Source organism: Tahibacter harae, from assembly GCF_024437735.1.
Classification (GTDB): Bacteria; Pseudomonadota; Gammaproteobacteria; order Xanthomonadales; family Rhodanobacteraceae; genus Tahibacter; species Tahibacter harae.
In genome coordinates, this window is sequence record NZ_JANFQO010000026.1 from 29,331 (window position 1) to 54,750 (window position 25,420).

The following is a 25,420-nucleotide window of genomic DNA, read 5'->3' on the forward strand; positions in this document are numbered from 1 at the left end:
GCCGCGGATACCGGCGGCCTTTCCGCACACGTGCCGCGCCACACCGCTGCGCGGTCGCCGGTGTTGGGTGAAGAACCAAAAAAAAGCCCGGCACAAGGCCGGGCCAGAGCCATCCTGGCATCCTCTGACGAGGCTCCCTTGATGGCGCATCCTTGCGCCCTCCGCACGCGTTGCGACAGCCGCAGGCGCGGCCGCCGCACAGGCTTATTCCAGTAGATCCCCCGCCCACAGCAGCAGGCTGCCCGCCGCGCACTGCCAGTCGGCGCCGACCGCAGCGGCGGCGTCGCCGCTGAGCTGCAGGCGGCCGCCGGAAGTGCTCAGCGCGAGCACGTCGCTGTCCTGCGGCCAGGACGACCACGCGCCGGCGATGTCGTAGCCGTCGCGTCCGGCCACGCGCTGGCGCACATAGAGCGCGTCGCCGGCGCGGGCGAACTCAATGGCGAAGCGGCAGCCCTGCTCGGCCAGGCCGCTCAGCCACAGCTGCGGACGCAGGCCGCGCACCGCGGCCACGCGCAGGCCGGCGACGTGCTGGCCGTCACGGCTGTGCATGGCCAGGCCGGGGCCGGCGGCGTTGACGCCGTCGCCGCCTTCCTCGAAGCCGTCGCGGAACAGGACCATGTCGGTCTGGTCGCTGGCGCCGGCCGGGCTGCCCGCGGCGCCGGCCGGCGGCGTCAGGGTCACCGCGTAGATCACGGCCTCGTCCGCGGTCTGCTGCAAAGTGGCCGAGAGCAGGAAGCTGACCGAGCCGCCCGCGGCGATGGTGATGCTCGCCGGCAGATTGCCGCTGCCGCTGCTGGCCGCGCCGCAGGAACTGCCGCTGCTGGCGGCGCACAGCCAGGTCACGCTGGCGCCGGCGAACTGCGGCGGCAGGCTGCTGCCCAGGCTGGCCGCGGTGGCGTTGGACGGACCGGCGTTGGCGGCCACGATCAGGTAGTTCAGCACCTGGCCGGCGGCGGCGTAACTGCGGCCGTCGCTGATGCTCAGGCTGAGGCCGACCTCGGCCGTGGCATTCACGCTGAAGTCCACGGTGCCGCTGATTCCCGCCGCCGCCGCGCGCACGCTTTGCGTGCCTGGGTTGGCGCCCAGCGTCCAGCCGCCCAGCGTGGCGACGCCGTTGGCATCGGTGTTCACGCTGGCGCCGCTGAGACTGCCGCCGCCGCCGAGCAGGCTGAAGCTGACCGCGACGCCGGCAACCGGGTTGGTGCCGTCGGTGATGCGCACCGAGGGCTGCGTACCGGGCAGGGCCGCGCCGGCCACCGCGCTGGCGGCGATGCTGCCGTTGGCGGCGATGCTGTTGGCCGACGCCGGCGCGATCACCAGCGTGCCGCTGGCCGAGCCTTCGTAGTTGGGATCGTTCACCGTAGCGGCGACCGCATAGCTGCCCACGGCCTGCGGCAGCACGGCGCTGCCGTTGTAGCTGACGGCGATGCTGCCGCTGAGCGTGGCCGTGCTGGCGGCGGTGACCGCGGTCACTGCGCCGAAGGTCTGGCTCAGGTTGCCCAGGGTGACCACCGTGCCGGCCTTGGTGATGACCAGGGTCGCGCTCACCGGCGGCGCGGTGTAGTTGCCTTCGGCCGGATCCAGCGACACCTGCACCAGATAGCTGCCCGCATTGCGCGGCAGCGGCGTGGCGGCGCCGTTGTACAGCACGACCAGACTGGCCGGATCGGCCGGCACATCGCCGTCCACCGACGCCGTGCCCGCGCGGTCCAGACCATCGTAGGGCGCAGTCGGCGGCAGGCTCAGGCCCAGGCTGACGGGCTTGGGCGCGATGCGCAGCGTGGCGCTGCTGGAGCCGCTGAAGTTGCTGCCTTCGCAGCTCGCGCTGACCAGGTACTGGCCCGCGTCCACCGGCGGCGTGCCGTTGCCGCTGCCGGCGCCGTTGTAGTCGAGGCTGCACACCGCGGCCGTATCCATCGCCAGGCTTGCGCTGCTGCCGTGGGCGGTGCCGTCGTAGACGAAGTCCAGCGGGCCGAAGGTGACGCCGGACGGCGCGCGGCTGATGGTCAGCGTCGCCGTGGCCGGCGCGCTGCCGGCGTAGTTGGGATCGCTGATCGTCGCCGTGACGCTGTACTGGCCGGCATCCACCGGCGGCGTCGCGCTGGCCGGATAGACCGTGGGCGCGATGCCGGCATAGCTGACCGTGTAGCTCAGCCCTGCCGGGGCGGCCGTGGTCGCGGTCACCGCCTGCGGCGCGCCGTTATAGCCGCGGATCAGCGCGCCGCCGACGGCGCCGTCGATGCTGATGGCCGCGCTCGCGGCCGCATCGACGACAAGGCTGGCCGTGGCCTGGGCAACAACATGGTCGGTGCTGGTCGTCGCCGCACGCACCAGGTAATTACCCACTGCAGCCGGCGGCGTGGTGCTCTGCGCATACACCGTGGGCGCGACGCCTTCGTAGGTGACGGCGTAGCTCAGCCCGGCCGGCGTGGTGGTCGCGCTGACCGCGGCCACGCTGGCGCCGCTGTAGCTGCGGTGGATGCTGCCGTCGGCCGTACCGTCGTCGTCGGTGAGTGCGATGGCCGTGCCGGCGGCCGGCGCGATGGTCAGCACCGCGCTGCCGCTGCCCTGGTAGTTCGGATCGCTGATGCCGGCGACGACGACATAGCTGCCGGCCGCGGTCGGACAGGCGGCGGCGCCGTCGTAGCTCAGCGTCGTCGCAAGCCCGGCCGGATGGGTGACCACGCTGGCGCAGCGCGGCGTGCCGTCGTAGCCCTGGCTCAGATTGCCCAGGCTCAGCGTGGCATTGGCGGCGTTCACGACCAGCGTGCCGCTGGCCGAACCGGAGTACAGCGCGCTGAAGGCCTGCGCGCTGACGCTGTAGCTGCCCGCGTCGGTCGGCGCCGTGGCGCTGGGGCCGTAGACGGTCGGCGCGATGCCGCTGTAGCTCAATGCCACCGCAACGCCGGGCGGATCGGTGTTGAGCGCGGCCGCGCGCGGGCTGCCGTTGTAGGTCTGGGTCAGGTCGCTCAGAGTGATGGCGACGCCGCGGGCGCTGATCTCGATGATCTGGTTGCCCAGCGAGAACAGCGTGGTCTCGGTCGCCGCGTCGACCAGCGCGGTGCTCAGGGTGTACTGGCCCAGGCGGTGGTAGACGCTGCGGTCGGCCATGGTCGCCGCGTAGCCGTCGCCGATCTGGCCGCCGTTGGCCGGCAGGTAGCTGGCGACGAGGTCGCTGCCGCTCTGGCTCCACACCAGCGGCACGTAGCCGCTGCCGTCCTGGCGCGCGAAGTCGACATCGGCCGGCGCCAGCACGGCGCCGCCGTTGTCGTGCAGGCGCAGGCGCACCTTGGCCGGCGGGGGCAGGCGGCCGCCGCTGTTGCTTAGCACCACCGCGCCGAACAGCGGCGTTTCCGCCGCGGCCACGTCGGGGCCGGCGTGGCCGATGCTCAGCGCCGGCACCGTGGTGACCAGTTCGCTGCGGGCGAACAGGTGATCGTCCACGCTGCCGCGCACTTCGGCCTGGATGCGGTATTCGCCCGGTTCCAGGCGCAGCGCCAGCGGCACGTTCAGCGGCGTGCCCAGGCTGGGCGCGGGCTGATCGTTGGCCGGCAGGTTGGGATAGCGCAGGAATACCGCCGCGCGGCCGCCGGCGGTGCCGGTGGTCTTGGCAAAAGCCAGGCTGAAGTAGCCGGACGGGCAATCCGCCGCGTTGCCGTCGCCGAACTGCACACAGGCGTCGACATCGCCGGCGCTGATCGGATCGGCATTGCCGTCGTCGATGCGCACGATGGCGAAGCGCGTATGCACGGGCTGGGCGGTGGGCTGGCCGCTATTGGCCAGGGTCGCGGCGAAGCCGGTGACGTAATCGCCGAACAAGGTGCGCGCCGGCCCGCTCAGGCCCAGGCTCAGGCCCGAGGCGTCGCTGACCACCAGCGTGCCGCTGGCCGAGCCCTGCCAGTCCGGTGTGTCCACGGTCGCGGTCACGCCGTAGCTGCCGGCGGCGGTCGGGCCGCTGTTGGCCGGGGTGTAGTCCAGGCTGTACGGCAGCGCCGGCACCGTGCTGACGCTGGCATCGACATGCAGGCCGGTATACGGCTGCTGCAGATTGCCGAGAGTGACCTGGGCCTGGCCGCGGCCGACCACGCGGGTCAGCGTATCGCTGGCGTAGAGCGTGTTGGGCGCAGCCGCGCCGCGCACGCCCAGGGCGGCGGTATACGTTGCAGCTTTGTGGAATACCACACGGAAGCTCACTTCGCCGGCATAGCCCGGGCTGAAATCGAAGCCCGCATCGCCGCCGTTGTCGCCATCGACCAGGTCGCAGCCGGCCGCATCCAGGCTCAGCGCATACGGATAGGTGGATGAGCCGTCGAAGTTGTATTCGATGCTCAGGTCCGCCGCCGTGGCCGGCTGGGCCGGGCCGGTGCTCACGCACAGGCGCTGCTGTTCCAGGCCGGCGATGGCGCCGGCGTTGTTGTGCAGGCTGGCGAAGAAGGCCGCGGGCTCGCCCACGCGCAGGCCGCCGGCGGCGGCGGCGAGGTCGACCGAGCGGCCGGCCGTGCTGGACGCGACCTGGCTGAGCAGGTTCGCCGCGGCATACAGCAGTCCGCTGGTGCTGCCCTTCACTTCGGCGGTCACCGCGTAGCTGCCGGCGGCGCTGAAGTTGGCGTTGAAGTAAGTGGTCGCGTCATAGCCGGCCGGCAGGGCGAAGCCGCCGCCCGGACCGAACACGGCACAGCCGTTGCCGTCCAGCGACAGCGGCGCGAACGGCCCGCTGCTGCCGGCGCCGTAGCCCAGGCTCAGGTCGGCCGCCGTCGCCGGCACGCCGTTGCGGGTGACGCAGTACGCCACGCTGACGTTCTCGCCCAGTGCCGTGCCCTGGTTGCGCAGGCGTGCGGTATAGGCCGTATCGACACCGACTTCGACGCCGCTGCCGGGCCCGTTGAGGCTGAGCTGCGTATCCGTGCCCGGCACCACCGCGGCCACGCCGGTGACCACGCTGTCGCTGCCGTACAGGTCGGCGCCGGTGTTGCTTTCGGCGCGCAGGCGCAGCGTATAGCTGTCGGCGGTGGCGAAATGCACACGCAGGTTGCGCAGCAGCGCGCTGTTGCCGGCCACGGCGTAGCCGCCGTCGGGCAGCGGTCCGTCGAGCTTGAACAGCAGGCCGCCGTTGGGGCCGGTGCCGAAGTTCTCCGCCGCGACGAAGCTGCCGCCGCTGCCTTCGTCGGCCTGCACCGCGAACAGGTCGGCCGCACTGATGGCGCCGCCGCTGCGGGTGATTTCCAGCAGGAAGCGCGCATTCGCCGGCAGCGCCTGCGCGGCAGTGTTGTCCAGCCGCGCGAGGTAATGCGCGGCGCGGCCGACTTCGACACCCGCGGCGGGGCCGTCCAGATCCGTGACCAGGGTGGAACCGGTGATGCGCAGCCGGGCGGTAGCCTGGGCGGAGTAATTCGCACTGTCGACCGTACCGCAGACTTCGTAGTCGCCGGCATTGACCGGCGCCAGCGTGCTGCCGGCGCAGGCGTCGCCGCTGCCCCCGGCCGCGCCGTAGCGCAGCGCGACCGCGGGCGCACCGTCGCAGGCCGGCGCGGTGGCGCTGATCGCCGCTGCGCAGCTGCTGCTGGCCGCGGCCGGCCGCGGCGTGCCGTTGTAGGTCTGCTCAAGATTGGCGAAGACGATGGCCGGCGCCGCGCGCGTGATCTGCCACTGGCCGGCGCTGGCCGAACTCAGCACGGCACTGAGGTTGGGATCGCTCAGGCTGGCGTTCCAGGGGTAGCTGCCGGCGTTTGCCGGCGGACTCGGCGCGGGGCTGTAGTCGATGGCGATGGAACCGGGCTGCGGTGCACCGGACAGCGCCTGGCTGGGCGTCACGCTCAGTCCCTGCGGCTGGCCGCTGTAGACCGCGCTGAGCGCGCCGGACACGGCCAGTGTGATCGGCTTGCGTTCCACGCTGTAGGGCGTGCCCGCGCCGCTGGCGATGGTGTAGTCGCTGTCGTTGACCGCGGCGCTGGCGTTGTAGCCGCCGGCCAGGGTCGGCGCCGCGGCACCGGCGGCGAAGCTGCTGCCGTCGTTGGGACCGTCGCCGGCGCTGTAGCTCAGCTCCACCTTGCCGGCCAGCGCAAGGCCGGTCAGGTCGTTTGCCGGCATCACGCTGAAGGCCAGCGGCAGGCTGGCGCCGTCGGCATAGACGGCGCCAGCGCCCGCATAGCTCACGGCCAGCGGCTGCTTGAGCACGACGGAGAAATTCGTGCTCGCGTACACGGTGCCGCTGTACTGGCCCACCGCCTGCAGCGTGGTGGCATAGGTGCCGGGCAGGCGGAACAGGCTGCGGCTGGCGCCGCTGAAATCGGCGCCGGCATCGACCGGGAAGCCGTTGCTGATCTGCGGGAACTCGCCGCTGAGCACAAGGCCGCCGCCGGCCGGGTTCAGCCGCGACAGACACCAGCCGTCCTGCACGTGACCGTTGGCGGCCAGACAGCCCGGATCGGCGAATTCGTTGCGCACGCTGTCGGCGGCGGGTTCGTCCTGCAGCACGTTGCCGCCCATGGGCTGGCCGGCGCTGGGCAGGCTGGAGGTGGCACGGGTGATCGCGTAGCGCAGTTTGACCGGCTCGGGCACCGCGCCGCCGCTGTTCTGCACGCGCACGGCATAGCCCTGCAGGTTGTAGGTGAGGCCGTCGTTGCCCGGCTGCGGCGTGACGCTGAGCGCGACGCTGGCCGCGGCGAAGCCGAACTCGACCCGGCCCAGCGCCGCCGGTGCGCCCGGCGGCGCTTCCGGCGCCAGCGGATCGTCGTGGTAGGTGCGCACCTGCAGATCGGCGATCTGCGCCGCGCTCATGTCGCGCGGCAGTACCGGCGTGCCGGCCGGCGTGGCGACGAAGCCGTTGTCCAGCGCGATCACATCGGCGGGGAACGGCTTGAGCGCACTGGCGGCATAGCCGGCGAACACCGCCGGCGCCGCGCCGCTGACGCAGCCGGCGCTGGTGGCCGAACTGGGGCAGTCGCTGGGATCGAGGTAGAGGTAATGGGCGAAGGCGCCGGCGAAGCGGTTGGCATCCGCCGAGCCGGCCGTGGCCCCGCCCAGGCGGACCACGCCGGGCGCCGGGCGGCTGGCGCGGTAATCGTGATCGGCGAAATAGACCGCCACGCCGCGCGCGGCCGGGCCGGCCGCGCCGTTGAATTGGTTGCCGCGCACGTCGGCTTCGATGCGGGCGAAGGCCAGCGGCAGGCCGCCGAACACCTTGGTATTGATCCACAGGTGGACAAAGTCGCCTGCCGCCGGCGCATCGAACTGATTGTCCTGCAGATGCCAGCTCTGGCTGTTCTGCACTGCCACGCCGATGGCATGGCCGCTGAAATGGTTATTGCCGATGTGCACATAGGCATTGCTGTGCTGCACGCTCTTGATGCCGAGCGAACGCAGCGCGGGAATGGCCGGCGCGAAATCGTTGCCGTCGACCTCGAACAGGCCCTGGGCCTCGCCCGCCTCCAGGCCGGCGCCGGAGAAGGTGTTGCCGCTGACCAGCACGCGGCCGTTGTTGTAGCGCAGGTTGGCGTCCTGGGAGCCGGCGGTGATGCGGTTGTTGTCCAGCCACAGCACCGGCGCGATGCCGTCGGTGGCGAGACTGGGCGGCCCCTGCACCGGCGGCGTGGCCGGCGCATCGTCGAATTCGACGCCGGAGCCGAACAGGCGCAGGTCCGCTCCGCTGCCGGAGCCTTCGATGGTGTTGTTGCGCACGACCAGACCGGACAGGGCGGCACTGCCCTGGGCGTAGCCGCGGCCGTTGAGGCTGAGCGCATGACGCTGGGCGAACGGCGCCAGCGGCGGATCGGCCAGGTTGGAATCGACCGCGCGGATCGTATTGCCTTCGATCACCAGGCCGCTGGGCGTCTCGCCGCCGGGCAGCGCGGCGATGGCCGTGCCCAGCCTGTCCAGGTCGATGCGGAATTCGAGATTGTCCACGGTCACGTCGCGCGCCAGCACGCGCAGCACGGCGGGTGCGCCGCTGACGCTGGCCGGCGCGCTCAGCACCGGCGCATCCGGCGCGCCGGCCGCGCCGCTGCGGGTGATGCGCACGCGCTTGGTCACGTCGGTCTGCGCCGCCAGCACCACGCCGTCGCTGATGCGCAGCACATGGCCGTTGAGCGTGGTGGCATCGTCGATGGCCGCCTGCAGCGAGCAGAAGGTGCGGCCGGTGTCGGCATTGGTGACGACGACGTTCATCGGCGCCGCGTTCGGACGCAGGTCGATGTCGCGCACGCTGCTGCCGTTGGTACCGCTGACGCTGCTGCCGTCGATCGTGTTGCTGCCGATGATGGCGCAGGTGAACTGGCTGTTGCCGCGGCCGAAATAGGCATTGGCCGCGGCCTGGTCGCCGTCGGCCGGCGGCAGCGGCGTATTGCCGGCCTGGCGCTGGATGGCGATGTCGCTGGCGGACACCGTATTGCCTTCGACGCGCGACTGCAGGCCTTCGATCACGATGCCGTAGCCGTCGAAATCCGCCGCCGGCTGGCTGATGCCGCTGACCGTGTTGTTGCGCACGACCACGCCTTGGGGCACATCCCCGTTGAGCGCCGCATCGCGCGCGCGGCGGATCACGGCGATGCCGGAAAGATCGCGGCTGTCTACCGGCGCCACCGTGCGCAACACATGGTTGTCCTCGACCACGATGGCGCCCGAACCCGCCGCCGCCGGCGTGGCCAGGCCGCTGCCGGAAGGATTGTTCAGGGTGATGCCGAAGCGGCCGTTGTCCTGTACGCGGTTGTGGTGGATATGCGTCACGCCCGGGCCTTCGGCGCCGAGCACGCCCATGCCGGCGTCGCCGTTGTCGATCACCAGGTTGTTGCGCATGACCACGCCGCTGGCGGCGCCGTCGAGCAGTTCCATGCCGGCCAGGCTGTTGTTGGCCACATGGTTGTTGTCCAGCACGAAATTGGTCTTGCGCGCATCCCACACCGCGATGCCGCGGCGCTGGTTGTCGTGCGTGCTCACATGCGAGATGCGCACATCGTCGAGCAGGCTGCCCACGTCCAGCAGCACGCCGCCGCCGATGCCGCCGGCGGTGCCGCACCAACTCAGCTCCGTGGTGTAGTTGGCCGCCTGGAACGGCGCGTCGGGATCGACGTCGGCCAGGCTGGCGTCGCCGATGCGCAGGCCGTCGGGCTCGCTGCCGGAGCCGGGCGTGGCGAAGATGCAGCTGCCGTCGAAGCGGGTCACGCGCAGTTGCTTGATGGTGACGTCCTGCGCGCCGACCACGCTGATGCCGTTGCCGGCCAGGCGCACGCCGTTGACGTCGGCGCCGTCGATCTCCGACACGATGGCGCCGCCCTGCAGGCTGCCGCGCAGCACCAGGCCGGGCAAGGTGGCCGGAATCACCACCGATTCGCGGAAGCGGCCCTGGCCCAGCACGATGGCGTTGCCCGGCCCGGCCGCGGCGATCGCGGCGGCAATGCTGGAATGCAGCGCCGGCGTACCGCTTTCGCTGGCGTCGGCGTAGCGCCGTATCGCATCGTTGACGAAGGCGCGCGCCACGCCGCCGTTGGCGACCAGCGTGCCGCTGACTTCGATCACGGGCTGGGTGCCGGTGGCGGCGAACTGCTCGAAGCCGCTGACGCCTTCGAGCAGGCCGTTGAAGGTATTGGTGCCGCAGAGTTCCACCGCGTCCACGGCCCAGCCGCCGGTCTGGTCGAAGGCGTAGACGCCGTATTCCTGCACGCCCGCGGCCGGAGTTTCGCTGAAGGTGTTGTCGCAGATGCGCACGTTGCTCAGCGTGGTGCCGGTCCGCGCACGCAGGGTGATGCCGTTGGCATTGATGCGGCGATTGACCGGCGCCGGATTGACCCGGCCGCTGCCGTTGTCGGCGAACACCGACTGGCGGATTTCCACATTGTCGATCAGGCTGCCCGCGGCGGAAGTCTTGAGCCAGATGCCGCCGCCGCCCGTGTAATTGAGTTCATCGCCGCCGGGCGCCGCGCCTATGGGCGCATTGCCGCTGAAGCTGCTGGTCTGGATCAGCACGTTGCGGATCGCGCTGTTGCTGGCCGGCGCGCCGATATGGTTGACCGAGAAGCCGGCGCCGGAATTGCCGTCGAAGCTGGAGCCGCTGATGACAAGGCCGTCCAGGCTGGCATTCTCGGCGAACAGCAGGCCGGCCTGGACATAGCCGCCCGGGTCGTTCACCGGCGGCGTGTTGCCATTGCCGTCGAAATGGCTGTCGACGATGCGCAGGTCGCGGGTCACGGTGGAACCCGGCGCGGCGTAGGCGATCATGCCGCTGCGCGCGTTGTCCGAAGCCGACACGCGCTCCAGCGTGAGGTAGCTCTGGCTGCCCGTGAGCACGATGCCGTCGCCGGCCGGATTGGATACGCGCAGGTCGCGCACGGTCAGGCGCTGGCTGGCGGAGCTGCCGCCGGCGGCCAGCGTCAGCGTCGCGCCGATGACGGTGTCGGCCGCGCCGGCACCGTCGCCGATCAGGCTGACCTCGCGATCGACCAGACCGGCGCCGTAACTACCCTTGGCGATATAGACCACGCCGCCGGCCGCGGTATGCGCGACGGCGTCGTTGATCGTGGCGAAGGCGTTGATGCCGTAGTACACCGTTCCCGGCGCGACCGCGCCGTGGCTGAAGCTCAGCGCGGCGCCGTGGGGCTGGCCGGTGTAGGCGTCGTCGACATAAGTCGCGCTTTCGCTGCCGCTGAAGCCGTAGTCGACCAGGCCCAGGGCCGCGTTCGCCGCGTCGTCGTAGGTGTGCGCCTGCAGCGCCAGGCGCTGGGCCGCGCTCATACCGGCGGGGAAGGCGCCGTCGTACAGATTGCCGGCAGCGCTGACATTGCCCGCGAAGGGCCGCACGCGCGTATCCGGAATCGCGCCCACGCCGGGATAGTTCAGCAGGCCGCAGCTCGTGCTGCCGGCAGTGTCGCAACTGTGATCGTCCAGGCGGAAATAGCGCTGGTGCTTGCCGTCGAAGGTGTTTTCCTGGCCTGGCGTATTGCCGCCGAAGATCAGGCTGGCGTAGACGGCGGCGCCGCCCGCCTCGTTGTCGTTGATGAATTCGACGGCGCGGCCGGCATTGGCCGCAGTGGCGGCGTAGAAATCATTGCCCTGCGCAGTCAGCGCGAACGGCTGCGGCGGGCTGGGCGGCGCATCGGTGGTGATTTCCTTGTTGCTGACCACCAGGCTGACGAAGTCGGCCGCCGCAGCCAGCGGCAGGAACACGTTGTCGCGCAGCTGCACGCCGGGCCAGTTCTGGATCAGCACGCCGCGGTAGCCGCCGGCATGGTCCAGGAACTGGTTGTTGCTGACGGTCAGCGGCACGCCGGCGTCGTTGTGCACCAGGCGCAGCAGCGAGAAATCCGCCGGGTTCGGCGAGGGCGCCGCGGCGGCGTAGGCATCGGCATTGGGGACCGCGCGCACTTCGTTGTTGTCGAACAGGATGGCGCTGACGCCGGCATTGGGCGAGGAAATCTGCGCGCCGCGGCCGCGCAGGTGGTTGTCGGCGATGGTCACGCTGGTGGCGGTGGAAACGCCGGGCACCACGGTGGGGAAGCGCACGATCAGATCCTGCGTGCCCGAGACGATGGTATTGCCGCGCAGTACGCCCAGGCCGCGGTCCATCTGTATGCCGGCGCGGAAGGCGGCGCCGCCGCTGGCTTCGACCAGGTTGTCCTCGATGCGCACGCTGCGGCCGTCGCGGATGGTGGCGCCGACGGTGTTGTTGACGTGGTTGATCGAGATCGCATTGGTGAAGCGGAAAGTCGACGCCGCCGCGCCGGACTGGCTGGAGACGAAGCGGTTGCCGCGCACCAGCAGGCCCTCGATGTCGCCGGCGGCGACCACGCCTTCGGCGACGTAGGTCTTGTCGGCGGCGAAGTGCAGGTTTTCCACGGCCACGTCGCGCACGTCGTTGACGTAGAGCAGGGCCTGGTTGGTGCCGCCGCTCTGGCGCGTGAGCACCGGCCGGTTAGCGCCTTCGCCGAGCAGGCGCAGGCCGCGCTTGGCGACGACCACGTTCTCGTTGTACGTGCCGTCGGCGATGCGGATGGTGTTCCACGGCGTGGCCTGGGCCACGGCGTAATTGATCGTCGCGCAGGGCGCGGACGGATTGCTGCAGTCGCCGCTGTCGCTGCCGCCGTTGGCAGCGAAGCGTTCGCCCTCGAAGCCTGCGCCTATGGCGCTGCCGCTGCCCGGCGTCACGCTGAGATCGTCGATGAACACGCCTGCCGGCCGGTTCAGCGCGAAGGTGCTGCCAGGATTGCGGTCGTTCAGATGATCCGGATTCTCGACCAGGCGGAAGCCCAGCCGGGTCAGGGTGACCTTGGTGCCCGGCGCCGCGAACGGACCGGCCAGGTAGGCGTCTTCCCAGCTGTCCATGCTGCCGGAAGTCCACACCGTGGCGCCGGCGCCGTCGAACACGGTGTAGGTGATCAGATCGTTGCGTGCGCCGGGCACCAGCTGGGCGGAGACCTGCAGGCGGTACCAGGTGTCGTGGGCCAGGGCGCCGGACTGGCGGATGTCGTAGCGCACGCCGGCATCGTCGAACGGCGGCGGGTCGGTATTGGTCCAGCCGCTGCCCTGGCTGATGCCGACTACCTGCACCGCGAGCACGCCGCCGCTGTCGCGGATCGCCGCGTAGGTCAGGCGCGCGCCGGGCGCGTCGCTGAGCGAGCTGGAGACCACCAGGCCGTCGTTGCCGGCCGGTACGCGGAACCAGAATCCGGCCTGGACCTGGCTGCTGGGCCCCGCTCCTTCCTGCACCGAGGCGAAGGCCGGGCTCAGCACGCTGTTGACGCAGCCCTCGTGGAACCAGTTCGACACGCGCCAGGACTGGCGTCCCGTATGCGCCAGCGCCGGCGTGATTTCCTGATCGTAATTGGCCGCGCCGCAGTTGATGCTCCAGCCGCCCTGGCCGTGCAGCGAGGCACCCAGCGGGCGGTCGTCCGCCGCGGTCCAGCCGCCGCCGGGCTGGGGATTGCTCTGCCCCGCCGTGAACGGACCGACCGTGCGCGCCGGCGTGGCATTGAACAGTTCGGCCTGCGCCGTGCCGGCGCTCAGGCAGGCAAACGCGGCGAGCGCCGCCAGGCGCCCGCGATGGTGCAGAAAGGAAATCATCGAGAACTCCCGATGCGGACTGCGAGATGACGGACTTGCCGCGGTGCGGCGCGGGAAGGCAGGCAGGGCGAGGCCGCTGCGGCCCGGCGTGGCCGGGCCCAGGCGTCCGCGGCGTCAGCCGCGGACGAGCGCGCGTCCCTGCGCACGGGAATTCCCCGATCGATCCGGTTCATCTCGCCCCCCTGTACGGCGCTGGGTGATGCGCCGCAAGCTGACTGCGCTGCGGCTCTCCCAGAGCCGCAGTACAGCTGGGAACGAGGCTAACCAACCCGGAATGTGGAACGCATCACCTATTTGGGCATTGACGTAGCGCTTGTTTATCGCTACCCACGTGCGCGAACAGGCCTGCGGGGACAGGCCCGGCCGCGGAGCAAGGGATGGACGCCATGCAGGGGAAAGGCGGCTCCGAACTGATCGAACTGGCCTATGCGGCAATCGAGGACACGCGCTGCTGGCAGCTGCTGGCCGCCGCGCTGGCGCGGCGCTACGACGCCGGCCAGGCCGTGGTACTGCTGCGCCGGCAGGGCAATCCGGCCGCCGATGTCGCCGCCTGGGCGCGGCCGCAGGACGGCAGTTATCTGGCGCATTACCAGGCGCTGGACCCGTTCCTGGAACCGGCTCTGGTGGAGCAGATGAGCCGCCAGCCGCGGGCCTGGCTGTCGCAGCAGCTCATTGACGAACGCGAGCTGCGCGGCAGCGTGTTCTACAACGAATTCCTGCGCCCGCGCGGCAACCTGTTCTGGGGCTGCGGCGGCAACTACGTGCTCGGCGCCGGCCTGCGCCTGCAGATCGGCGTGCTGCGCGACAAGGCCCTGGGCCAGTTCGACGAAGCCGACCGCAGCAGCATGGACGAGATCGTGCGCCATGCGCAGCGTGCCGCCGGCCTGGCCCGGCGCCTGGACGACCTGCAGCTGGAGGCGCGCTACCAGGCCGCGGTGCAGGACAACCTGCTCGACGCCGTGCTCGCGCTGGATGCCGCCGACCGCATCGTGCAGCGCAATGCGCGCGCCGCGGCCTTGCTGGACGGCCATGCCGGCGATGCGCGCTTCAGCGTGCGCAGCCTGCGCCTGGCCGGCGCCGCGGAGCAGCAGCGCCTGCACGAGGCGCTGGCGCGCGTGCGCGCGGCCGGCGGCGGCGATTCGCTGCGCCTGCTGCGCGCCAAGCCGCTGCCGCCGCTGTGCGTGGTGATCGTGCCGGCGGCGGACGCGGGCGCCGGCTGCCTGCTGCTGTTCCTGCGCGATCCGCGCTGGCCGCAGCACCTGCCCGACAGCGCATTGTGCGAGCTGTTCCAGCTGACCCAGGCACAGGCGCGCGTCTGCGCCGCGCTGGTGCGCGGCGAAGCGGCCGAGACCATCGCCGCGGACCTGGGCGTGGCGGTCAACACGGTGCGTTCACATATCAAACTGGCGATGGAGCGTCTGGGCGTGAATCGTCAGTCCGAGCTGGTGCGCCACCTCGGCGCGGCGCTGCCGGCGCTGATCGCCGCCGCGCCGCGCTAGTCCCTGCGGTTGCGCGCAGCAAGCCCGCTGGCCGAAAATCGCGCCATGAGCGACCAGAACCCTTACGACATCGCGATCTCGGTCGCCACCCGGTTCGTCGACGAGCAATCGCGCCCGTCGGACAACCGCTACGTCTTCGCCTACACCATCACCATCCAGAACACCGGCGAAGTCGCCGCGCAGCTGCTGTCGCGCCACTGGATCATCACCGACGGCAACGGCAAGGTGCAGGAAGTGACCGGCGACGGCGTCGTCGGCGAGCAGCCGCACATGCGCCCGGGCGAGGAATTCCAGTACACCTCCGGCGCGGTGCTGGAAACCAGCGTCGGCATCATGCGCGGCAGCTACCGCCTGGTGGCCGAGGACGGCACCATCTTCGAGGCCAGCATCCCGCAGTTCACCCTGTCCATCCCGCGGACGCTGCATTGATGGCGACCTGGGCCATCGGCGACCTGCAGGGCTGCCTAGACGAACTCCAACGCCTGCTCGACAAGATCAAGTACGACTCCGCCAGCGACACCTTGTGGTTTTGTGGAGACCTGGTCAACCGCGGCGGCCAGTCGCTGGAAGTACTGCGCCTGCTGCGCACGCTGGGCGCGCAGACCGTGGTCACGCTGGGCAACCACGATCTCAGCCTGCTCGCCATCGCCCAGCGCAACGAGGCCGAGCAGGCCAAGGTCAATCCGGAGCTGGCCGCGGTGCTGTTCGCGCCGGACCGCGAGGAATTGCTGCACTGGCTGCGCCACCGCAGCCTGCTGCACCACGACGAGAACCTGCGCTTCACCATGGTCCACGCCGGCCTGGCGCCGCGCTGGACCCTGGCCCAGGCCCAGCGCGCCGCGCGCGAGGTGGAGCGCGAGCTGCGCGGCCCGCACCATGCGCGCCTGCTGCGCTCCATGTTCGGCAACAAGCCGGCGGTGTGGTCGGGCCGGCTCAAGGGCGTGGAGCGCATGCGCGCCAGCATCAACGTGCTGACCCGCCTGCGCTACTGCGACGTGCGCGGCCGCATCGCCTTCGGCGAGAAAGGCGCGCCGGGCACGCAGCAGGCCGGCCTGTACCCCTGGTACGAAGTGCCCGGCGTGCTCAAGCGCGACACGCGCGTGGTCTGCGGCCACTGGTCCACCCTGGGCCGGTTCAGCGGGCTTGGCATCTACGCCATCGACACCGGCTGCGTCTGGGGCGGCGCGCTGACTGCGCTGCGGCTGGATGCGGAGGACCCCTACTTCGTCAGCATCAAGTCCGACCGCACACCGCCGCCGGGGCGCGAGGCAGACTGAAACCGTGCGCTGCCGCGGATCGCGCGGCAGCAGCTCCGGACGCGACTGATCCGGCCGGCCGCCGGCGCCGGCCTGTTGCCGCGGACCGCACCGCCGGCCGTTGCCGCGGCGCAGGCAGACCGGGTACATCGCGCCACAGCATCCCCGGCCGGAACAACGCCGCGTAAAGCACCCGCCAGGACGCGCAGGAGCGCGCTGCCGTGCTCATGCTTTTTCCTCATGCCGCCACTGGCCGTGAGAGACTGAGGATACTCGTGGCACTAGCAGGAACGACCCGCCAAACGTCCGCTCAAACCTTCCAGGGGATTCGCGATGTCCGACTCTTGCCTGATCCGCCTGTTCCTGGCTGCCTGTCTGGCCGCCTGCACCAGCGCCCAGGGCGCGCCCGCACCGCCCGCCTATGCCACCGGCGCCGACCTGCGCTTTGAAGCCAATCAGGGCCAGTTCGCCGGCAGCGTCGATTTCCTCGCACGCGGCCCGCACTACGAAGTGGCCCTGGACGGTGCCGCGGCCACCCTGCTGCTGGCCGCGCCCGGGCCGGCCCGCGCGACGCGGCCGCTGGTGATCCGCGCCGAGGGAGCCCGCGCCACGGCCAGGGCCAAAGCCGCGCGGCCTTACGCCAGCCGCACGAATTACCTGTCCGGCGGGAAATCCGCCTGGCATCGCGATGTGACCAACTACGCCGAGGTCAGTTATTCCCGCGTCTATCCCGGCATAGACCTGGTCTACTACGGCAGCGAAGGCCGCCTGGAATTCGATTTCCGCGTCGCTCCGAAGGCTGATCCCGGCCATATCCGCCTGGCCATCGAAGGCGCCGATTCAGTGCGCCTGGACGACAACGGCGACCTGCGCCTGAGCCTGGCCGGCCAGGAGGTGATCCAGCATGCGCCGGTTGCCTATCAGTTGGGCCGCGACGGCAGCCGCGAGCGGCGCGAGGCGCGCTACGTACTCGACGGTGAAAAACAGGTGCGGCTGGCACTAGGCGAATATGACCGCCGTCGTGAACTGGCGATCGATCCGGTGATCACTTATGCGAGCTACTTCGGCGGCGCGTTCACCGATACCGCTTATGCGCTGCGGACCGATCCCGCCGGCAACCTGTACCTGCTCGCGTCCACCTATTCGTCAGGCCTGGGCAGCGCTAACGGCCACACACCGGACTATCGCAGCGAACGCTACGCCTACGTCTCATGGAATGGCTGCTTCGGCTGTGCCGACGGTCCGCCGGGCTGGTCGCAGGTCGCGCGCACGGAGTACACGCGCAGCCAGACCCTGCTGGTGACCAAGTTCGCGCCCGACGGCCGCTCGATTATCTACGCGACTTACATCAACGGCGCGGAGCAGCTGATTCTCGCCGGCAAGGAAGCCGCCGTATCCCCCAGCGGCGAACTGTTCCTCGCGTTCTCCCTGTACAACCCCACGCCGACACTGCCGCTGGTCAATCCCCAGGCGACCACGGGGCCGGGCTGGGCCGCGCGCCTCAATGCCGCCGGCAACGGCTTCGTCTACGCCAGCTACTATCCCTACAACTTCGAGCGCAGTGTCGCCGTGGACGGCAGCGACCGGCTGGTGGTCGGTGCCTCTACCATCAACAGCACGTTCCCGACCGTCAATCAGATACCCGGCCAGACCTGTCCCAGCGGTCAGAACATGGGCGTGGTGCGCCTGGGTGCCGCGGGCGCGGTGGACTTCGCCGGCTGCCTGGGCGGCACCAGCAGCGACAACGTCCGCGCCGTCGCCGTGGATGCCAGCAATGACATCTACCTGTTCGGCCGCACCGCTTCCAGCAACTTCCCGGCGGTCAATCCATTGCCCGGCGCGCCGACCGGCGGCGGCTATTCGCTGGCGCTGGTACGCATCGACGGCACTACCCGGGCCATCGAATTCAGCAGCCGCTTCGGCAACAACGACGGCAGTTCATATGCGTCCGACATGGTGTTGGCGCCCGGTGGGCGCGTCGTCATCGCCGGCACCACTTGGTCGTCGCGGCTGCAGGCCGTGAACGCATTCCAGCCCAACCTGGCCATGCCGCCAGACAGCTATCTCAACGACGGCTACGGCAGTTGCGCCGACTACAACTATGCCTGCGCCGACTTCGACTACTACCTCGCCAGCATAGATCCGAACACCTCCAGCGTCGTCTTCTCCACCTATTTCGGCGGCCATGCCAGCGAACCCAATCTGGCGGCGCTCGCGGTGGACAGCGCCGGCTATATCCACCTGCTGGGCGGCACCCTTTCCAGCGACCTGCCGCTGCGCCAGCCGCTGCAGGCCAGTTTCGGCGGCACGTCGGATGTGCTGCTGGCGCGCTTTTCGCCGCAGGGCCGCCTGAACTTTTCCACTTATATTGGCGGCCCCAATGCGGACACCGCAGCCAACGCCTCCGGTGCGATAACGCCCGCCCCGGGCGGCGGTGTATGGCTGGCCACGAACGCCCAGGCCGGCTTCCCGGTCACCGGCGATGCCTTGCAGCCAGCCGCGGCCGGCGACTATGACGTGGCCCTGGCGCGCATCAGCTTCAGCGGCCTGACCGACAGCGACGGCGACGGCGTGCCCGACGCCAGCGATTTCGCCCCGGCCAATGCGGCCGAGTGGGAGAACCACGACGGCGACGCAATCGGTGACAACGCCGACACCGACGACGACAACGACACCTTCGCCGACGCGAACGACCGCTTCCCGTTCGACCCGGCGGAACACCTGGACAGCGACAACGATGGCAAGGGCGACAACGGCGACCGCTTTCCCAGCATCGCCCTGGACAAATACGACTTCGACAACGACGGCACCGGCGACAACGCCGACACGGACGCCGACAACGACGGTGTGCTCTACGACGGGATCAACTACGTGTACGACGATCGCTTTCCGCTGGATGCCAGTGAAAGCGTCGACAGCGACAACGACGGCATCGGCGACAATGCCGACCCGGATCGCGACAACGACGGCCTGGCCAACGCCAGCGATCCACTGCCAGGCAATCCGGACGAGCCCAAGGCCACTTTCACCGGCTTCCATGTCGGCGATACGACCACCTTCCGCAAGCCCCTGCCGCACGGCTTCGACGCCATCTACGACTGGGACCACACCTGGACCGCCGCCAGCGACAGCACCGCGGATGGCCCGCTCAAAGGCTACGCGCTGACCAGCCGCCAGCTCGGCCACAACGAGACCAGCGGCGTGAAGGCGCGTACCTGCATCACCGACGAACTTTCCTTCGACGCCCGCGTCAGCAGCGCTCCCGGGGACCAGTTCCAGTTCCTGATCGACGGCGTGGTCAAGCTGACCCTGGACGGCGAACAGCCCTGGGCCACGCACAGCTTCGCCGTGACTTCCGGCGTGCACGAGCTGCGCTGGCTCTACAGCAAGAACGCTTCGGGCAGCGCCGGCCTGGATGCGGCCTGGATCGACAACGTGGTGCTGAACCAGTCGCCGACCTGCATCTTCCAGGGCGGCTTCGAGTAAATCCTGCCGTGTGGTGCGCCGGATCCGGCGCAGCACACGGCAATGGCCGGCCCCGCGCCGGCGCGACGCTGGACGCGCGGCCACAAACCGGGACACCCGCGCAACCATCCGGACAGCAGCACCCAACCGGCCTCGGCCGGCCGCTTATGCCAAATCTGGCATCAGCTCCGGTACCATGCGCGGGCCAAGCGCCCGCCCGGCGGCGCGCCAGCCCGCACGTTCCGTCCCGAGCACCGCCGCGAATGACCCATGCCAATCTGAAGCTGCACGAGCCGGTCGGCGACGAGGTGAAAACGACCACCTGCTACATGTGCGCCTGCCGGTGCGGCATCAAAGTCCATCTCAAGGACGGCAAGGTCCGCTATATCCAGGGCAATCCGGATCATCCGGTGAACCGCGGCGTGATCTGCGCCAAAGGCTCGGCCGGCATCATGCAGCACTACTCGCCGGCGCGGCTGCGCAAGCCGCTGCTGCGCGTGGGCGAGCGCGGCAAGGGCGAGTTCCGTGAAATCGAATGGGACGAGGCCCTGGCCCTGGCCACGCAATGGCTGGGCGACATACGCCGGCGCAATCCGGACGAACTGGCGTTCTTCACCGGCCGCGACCAGTCCCAGGCGCTGACCGGCTGGTGGGCGCAGCAGTTCGGCACCATCAATTACGCCGCCCACGGCGGCTTCTGCTCGGTCAACATGGCCGCCGCCGGCATGTACACCTTCGGCGGCTCGTTCTGGGAATTCGGCGAGCCGGACTGGGAGCACACGCGCTATCTCATGATGTTCGGCGTGGCCGAGGATCATGACTCCAACCCGATCAAGCTGGGCCTGGGCAAGCTCAAGCAGCGCGGCGCCAAGCTGCTCGCGATCAATCCCGTGCGCACCGGCTATGCCGCCATTGCCGACGAATGGCTGGGTATACGCCCGGGCACCGACGGCCTGTTCGTCGGCGCGCTGATCCAGGAACTGCTCAACCACGACTGGGTCGATTTCGACTATCTGGTGCGCTATACCAACGCGCACCATCTGGTCGTGCGCGACCCCGGCGGCGCCGACGACGGCCTGATCGCGCGCGATGCCGCCGGCACGCCGCTGTGCTGGACGCGCGACGCGGGTGCGGCACGCGCCGATGCCGTTGGCATCGCACCCGTCGTGGTCGGCGAATACACCCTGGACGATGGCCGCCGCGCGGTGCCGGCCTTCCAGCTGCTGGCCGAACGCTTCCTCGCCGCGGAATATTCCGCCGACGCCGTCGCGCCGCAGTGCGGCATCGACGCGGCCGCCATTCGCCGCATCGCCGCGGAGATCGCCGATGCGGCCTTCCGCCAGGAAATCCGCCTGCCCGTGGCCTGGACCGATGTCTGGGGCCGCCAGCACAGCGAAATGATCGGCCGGCCGGTGTCGCTGCATGCGATGCGCGGCATATCCGCGCACAGCAACGGTTTCCACACCTGCCGTCTGCTGCATACGCTGCAGATGCTGCTGGGCGCGATCGACACTCCGGGCGGCTTCCGCTACCAGCCGCCCTATCCCAAGGGCGTGCCGCCGGCGAACCGGCCGGGCAAGTCGCGCAAGCCCGACGGCACGCTGGACGCGGGCCCGCTGGGCTACGTGCACGCGCCAGAAGACCTGCTGGTCGATGCCGAGGGCAATCCGCGACGCCTGGACAAGGCGTTCTCCTGGCAGCATCCCCTGGCCGTGCACGGCATGCTGCAGAGCGTGATCGCCAACGCCGTCGCCGGCGATCCCTGCCGCATAGACACCTTGTTCCTGTTCATGGCCAACATGAGCTGGAATTCGGCCATGAACACCACCGGCACGCGGCGCATGCTGGTGGAGAAAGATGACGGCGGCGAATACAAGATCCCGCGCATCATCTACGTCGACGCCTACGCTTCGGAGATGGTGGAATTCGCCGACCTGGTGCTGCCCGATACCACGTACCTGGAGCGCCACGACTGCATTTCGCTGCTGGACCGGCCCATCTCCGATGCCGACGGCGCCAGCGATGCGATACGCCATCCGGTGGTGCAGCCCGACCGCGACGTGCGCCCATTCCAGGACGTGCTGCTGGACCTGGGCACGCGCCTGGGCCTGCCCGGCTGCCTGCGCGAGGACGGCTCGCCGCGTTATCCCGGCGGCTTCCCGCAGTACATGGTGGAACACGAACGCGCGCCCAGCGTGGGCCTGCTGGCCGGCTGGCGCGGCCGCGACGGCAGCCGCGAAGGCACCGGCGAACCGAATCCGCAGCAGCTGGAGCGCTACAAGGAACACGGCGCGTTCTGGCATGCGGAAGTGCCCGCCGCCGGCCGCTACTACAAGATGGCCAACCGCGATTACCTGGACTGGGCGCGCGGCCTGGGCTTCGTCGGCTCCACCCATGCGCAGGTGATGGAGCTGTATTCGGAACGTTTGCAGCGCTTCCGCCTGGCCGCTCAGGGCCATGGCGCAGTGCAGCCGCCGGCGCGCGAGCGCGAGCGCGTGGCGCGCTATTTCGATCCGCTGCCGTTCTGGTACGCGCCGTTTGAATGGAGCCATGTCGACCTGGCGCGCTATCCCATCGCCGCGATCACCCAGCGCCCCATGTTCATGTACCACGCCTGGGGATCGCAGAACGCCTGGCTGCGCCAGATCACCGCGCGCAATTTCCTCTACATCCACCCGCAGACAGCACAGGCGCTGGACCTGCGCGACGACGACTGGGTCTGGGTGGAATCGCCGCACGGCCGCATCCGCGTGCCGGTGCGCTGCCACAACGGCACCGAGCCGGGCACGGTATGGAGCTGGAATGCCATCGGCAAGAAGCGCGGCGCCTGGAAGCTGGCGCCGGATGCACCCGAATCGCAGCAGGGCTTCCTGCTCAACCATGTCATCACCGAGCTGCTGCCGCCGCGCGCCGGCGGCTACCGCTACGCCAATGCCGATCCCGTCACCGGCCAGGCGGCCTGGTTCGATCTGCGCGTGCGCATAGAGAAAGCCGCCGACGAACCGGAAACCCAGCCGCACCGCGTCGAGGTCGCCCGCGCATGACGATGCTGCCCGCGCCGGCCCGCAGAAAGCTGGGCCTGGTCATCGATCTGGACACCTGCGTGGGCTGCCATGCCTGCGCGGTGGCCTGCAAGGAATGGAACGACGGCGGCCAGTTCGGTCCGCTGCCCGACGAGGACGCCTACGGCGCCGAGCCGCTGGGCGTTTGGTTCAACCGCATCCACAGCTACGAGGTGCAGCCGGAAGTCACGCCCGACAGCCAGGGCAACGGACCGCTGCAGCAACTGTACAAGACCGGCTTCGTCGAGAACGCGCCGGCCATGACGGTACATTTCCCGCGCTCCTGCCTGCACTGCGAGAAGCCCGACTGCGTCACCGTCTGCCCGACCGGCGCCAGCTACAAGCGCGCCGAGGACGGCATCGTGCTGGTGGACGAGGAAAAATGCATAGGCTGCAAGCTGTGCTCCTGGGCCTGCCCCTACGGCGCGCGCGAATACAGCGAAAAACGCGGCGTAATGCAGAAATGCACCTTGTGCGTTGACCGCATCTACAACGAAAGCTTCGCCCCGGCCGAGCGCCAGCCCGCCTGCGTCATGGCCTGCCCGACCCGCGCGCGGCATTTCGGCGACCTGGGCGATGCGGACTCCGCCGTGTCGAAACTGGTGGCCGAACGCGAAGGCTATGCGCTGATGCCGGAACTGGGCTATGCGCCGGTCAACCGCTACCTGCCGCCGCGGCCGCGCCGCAACGGCTGCGGCGACAAGGCCGCCGCCGCCGACCACACCGAAACCCTCGACCGCGACCAGCTGCCGCCGCTGCTGCGCTGGGTGGACAAGCTGCTGTCGCGCTGATCTTTCACTTCTGCCAACAGGTATACCCATGCTGCTCAGCACCACGCACCAGCTCGAAGGCCATCCGGTACGGCAATACCTCGGCCTGGTCAGCGGCGAAGCCATACTCGGCGCCAATGTGTTCCGCGATTTCTTCGCCGGCATCCGCGACATCCTCGGCGGCCGCTCCGGCAGCTACGAGAAGGTGCTGCGCAAGGCCAAGGAAGCCGCGATCGAGGACATGGTCGAAGCGGCCAAGGACCTCGGCGCCAACGCCGTCGTCGGCATCGACTTCGACTACGAGACCGTGCAGATCAAGGAAGGCGGCGACATGCTGATGGTCACCGTCACCGGCACCGCCGTAGTCACCGGCTAGGCCGGAGCACGCGCGCACCATGCATCCGGCGCTGTCGGTCATCTTCTTCACTACGCTCTCCGGCGCGGGCTACGGCCTGCTCGCCCTGCTCGGCGCCGGCCTGGCCCTGGACCTGTGGCCGCGCGAAACCGCGTCGCTACTCTGGCCGCTGGGCCTGGGCGCGCTGCTGACCAGCACCGGCCTGCTCGCTTCCATGGCCCATCTGGGCCAGCCGCTGCGCGCCTGGCGCGCCTTCAGCCAATGGCGCAGTTCCTGGCTGTCGCGCGAAGGCGTCTGCGCCGTCACCAGCTACCTGCCCATGGCCGCGATCGCGTTGCTGGCGCTGCGCCAGGATGCGCAGCTGCCCTGGCCGGCCGCAGCGCGCCTGGCCGGCGCCGCACTGCTAGCCGCGGCCCTGCTCACCGTGTTCTGCACCGCGCGCATCTATTCCAGCCTGCGCACCATTCCCGCCTGGCACAACGCCTGGGTCGCGCCGGGCTACCTGCTGTTCGCCGCCTATTCCGGCGGCCTGTGGCTATGGCTGCTGGCCGCGCTGCACCAGGTCGGCGCGCCGCTGCCGTGGGACCGCCTGGGCCTGGCGCCCGGCCCGCTCATGGGCCTGGTCGGCGCGGCGCTGCTGGTGACCGCGCTGAAACTGGCCTACTGGCGCCGCATTGACGGTCCCGCCGCCGTCGCCGACATAGGCAGCGCGACGGGGCTGGGCCGCTACGGCACGGTCAGCGCCTTTGAAAAACCCCACACCGAATACAATTACATCAATCGCGAAATGGGATTTGTGCTGGCACGCAAGCACGCGGCGCGGCTGCGCGCCTTCGCCCTGGTCTGCGGCCTGGGACTGCCGCTGCTGGGCGTACTCGCCGCGATCCGTCTGCCGGATTATTCGCCCTCCTTCGCCGCGCTGGCCCTGCTCAGCGGCAGCCTGGGCATCTTCGTCGAGCGCTGGCTGTTCTTCGCCGAAGCACGCCATGTTGTAAACCTTTATTACGGCGCACGCCGCGTATAAGCAGTTTTCCGCGCAAATGCGGGATAAACTGCAACCGCGTCGGTTCCGGCCTGGTCCCGGTTCAGATCAGATTCAATCCTTCGCCGTAGTATCCGGCGCTCCTTGTGTCCGTGCCCCACGACACGGACATGCGCTCCCGATTTCATCGAAGAAGGGTGAACCCCATGAAGAAACTCCTGATCGCCAGCGTTCTTTTCGCACTGCCGTTGTCCGCTTTCGCCGAAGACGGCTGGAAGGGTTCGGGTGAACTCGGCTTCGCCGCTTCGCGCGGCAATGCCAAGTCCGAAAACCTCAACGCCAAGCTGAATTTCAGCATGGAAGACGATACCTGGAAGGACAATTTCTACCTCAGCGCCCTGCGTTCCAAGGGCAACAGCACCTCGATCGAGACCATCGACGGCGTGCCCACCGCGGTGACCCGCTACGACTACACCGCCAACCGCTATGAGGCCGGCGCCTCGGTCGGCTACAAGTTCGACGAACGCAGTTACCTGGTCGGCGCGCTGCGCTACGAGAACGATGACTTCTCGCCGTTCGAATACCAGGCCGTACTGTCGCTGGGCTACGGCTATACCGCGATCAAGAACGAACGCACCGAGCTGTCGTTCGAAGTCGGCCCCGGCTACAAGCGCTTCGAACCCATCCTCACCGGCGAGGCCGAATCCGACGTCGTCGGCCGCGGCCTGATCGGCTTCAAGCACCGCTTCAACGAAAACACCGCGTTCGAGAACACCTTCCTGGTGGAAGCCGGTTCCGACAACACCTTCTATCAGAACGACGCCGGCCTGGTCGTCAACATGAACAAGACGCTGGCGCTGAAGCTCGGCTACCAGGTGCGTCACAACACCGACGTGGCCCCGGGCATCAAGAAGACCGACCAGCTGATGACGACCAACCTGGTCTACAACTTCTGATCGTTTAAGTTTCCGCCGTTTCTTCAAC

General features: G+C 69.6%; 10 protein-coding genes. 9 read left to right on the forward strand and 1 reads right to left on the reverse strand.

Translation table 11 applies throughout. The features are described 5' to 3' along the window. Positions 1–204: 204 nt before the first annotated feature. Positions 205–13,047, reverse strand: coding sequence for an MBG domain-containing protein (locus NM961_RS21055; RefSeq protein WP_255916399.1), 12,843 nt, complete (start codon positions 13,045–13,047; stop codon positions 205–207). A 377-nt stretch (positions 13,048–13,424) separates the two neighbouring features. On the opposite strand from NM961_RS21055, the gene NM961_RS21060 reads away from it, so the two are divergent. The 9 genes from NM961_RS21060 (at position 13,425) to NM961_RS21100 (ending at position 25,392) form a co-directional block, all read left to right on the forward strand. Beyond that, entirely contained in the window at positions 13,425–14,546 is a 1,122-nt protein-coding gene (locus tag NM961_RS21060; protein WP_255916400.1) for a helix-turn-helix transcriptional regulator, read from the forward strand. Positions 14,547–14,591: 45 nt separating this feature from the next. Then, the gene (apaG, locus tag NM961_RS21065) at positions 14,592–14,975 is read left to right on the forward strand and encodes a Co2+/Mg2+ efflux facilitator ApaG/CorD (protein WP_255916401.1); all 384 of its coding nucleotides are present in this window, start codon (positions 14,592–14,594) and stop codon (positions 14,973–14,975) included. Further along, positions 14,975–15,823, forward strand: a complete 849-nt coding sequence (locus tag NM961_RS21070; protein WP_255916402.1) for a symmetrical bis(5'-nucleosyl)-tetraphosphatase — start codon at positions 14,975–14,977, stop codon at positions 15,821–15,823. Before apaG ends, NM961_RS21070 begins: the two co-directional genes overlap by 1 nt. Positions 15,824–16,135: 312 nt before the next feature. After that, positions 16,136–19,288 carry a thrombospondin type 3 repeat-containing protein gene (locus NM961_RS21075; protein WP_255916403.1) on the forward strand — a complete coding sequence of 1,051 codons (3,153 nt, stop codon included), beginning with the start codon at positions 16,136–16,138 and terminating at the stop codon, positions 19,286–19,288. Positions 19,289–19,530: 242 nt separating this feature from the next. Continuing rightward, entirely contained in the window at positions 19,531–22,311 is a 2,781-nt protein-coding gene (locus tag NM961_RS21080; RefSeq protein ID WP_255916404.1) for a molybdopterin oxidoreductase family protein, read from the forward strand. Beyond that, complete coding sequence (locus NM961_RS21085) at positions 22,308–23,120, forward strand: 4Fe-4S dicluster domain-containing protein (protein WP_305119296.1); 813 nt, start codon at positions 22,308–22,310, stop codon at positions 23,118–23,120. The genes NM961_RS21080 and NM961_RS21085 overlap by 4 nt, the downstream gene beginning before the upstream one ends. Positions 23,121–23,148: 28 nt before the next feature. Beyond that, the gene (locus NM961_RS21090; RefSeq protein WP_255916405.1) at positions 23,149–23,475 is read left to right on the forward strand and encodes a heavy metal-binding domain-containing protein; all 327 of its coding nucleotides are present in this window, start codon (positions 23,149–23,151) and stop codon (positions 23,473–23,475) included. Between the two features lie 19 nt (positions 23,476–23,494). After that, on the forward strand, positions 23,495–24,478 hold the full coding sequence (locus NM961_RS21095; protein ID WP_255916406.1) for a dimethyl sulfoxide reductase anchor subunit family protein: 984 nt from the start codon (positions 23,495–23,497) through the stop codon (positions 24,476–24,478). 164 nt (positions 24,479–24,642) lie between these two features. Further along, a complete protein-coding gene (locus NM961_RS21100) occupies positions 24,643–25,392 on the forward strand; it encodes a DUF481 domain-containing protein (RefSeq protein WP_255916407.1) in 750 nt (249 codons plus the stop codon). Positions 25,393–25,420 lie beyond the last annotated feature (28 nt).

Coding starts and splice junctions, on each gene's coding strand:
- NM961_RS21055 (WP_255916399.1), bottom strand. CDS start 13,047: ATGATTTCCTTTCTGCACCATCGCGGGCGCCTGGCGGCGCTCGCCGCG.
- NM961_RS21060 (WP_255916400.1), top strand. CDS start 13,425: ATGGACGCCATGCAGGGGAAAGGCGGCTCCGAACTGATCGAACTGGCC.
- apaG (WP_255916401.1), top strand. CDS start 14,592: ATGAGCGACCAGAACCCTTACGACATCGCGATCTCGGTCGCCACCCGG.
- NM961_RS21070 (WP_255916402.1), top strand. CDS start 14,975: ATGGCGACCTGGGCCATCGGCGACCTGCAGGGCTGCCTAGACGAACTC.
- NM961_RS21075 (WP_255916403.1), top strand. CDS start 16,136: ATGTCCGACTCTTGCCTGATCCGCCTGTTCCTGGCTGCCTGTCTGGCC.
- NM961_RS21080 (WP_255916404.1), top strand. CDS start 19,531: ATGACCCATGCCAATCTGAAGCTGCACGAGCCGGTCGGCGACGAGGTG.
- NM961_RS21085 (WP_305119296.1), top strand. CDS start 22,308: ATGACGATGCTGCCCGCGCCGGCCCGCAGAAAGCTGGGCCTGGTCATC.
- NM961_RS21090 (WP_255916405.1), top strand. CDS start 23,149: ATGCTGCTCAGCACCACGCACCAGCTCGAAGGCCATCCGGTACGGCAA.
- NM961_RS21095 (WP_255916406.1), top strand. CDS start 23,495: ATGCATCCGGCGCTGTCGGTCATCTTCTTCACTACGCTCTCCGGCGCG.
- NM961_RS21100 (WP_255916407.1), top strand. CDS start 24,643: ATGAAGAAACTCCTGATCGCCAGCGTTCTTTTCGCACTGCCGTTGTCC.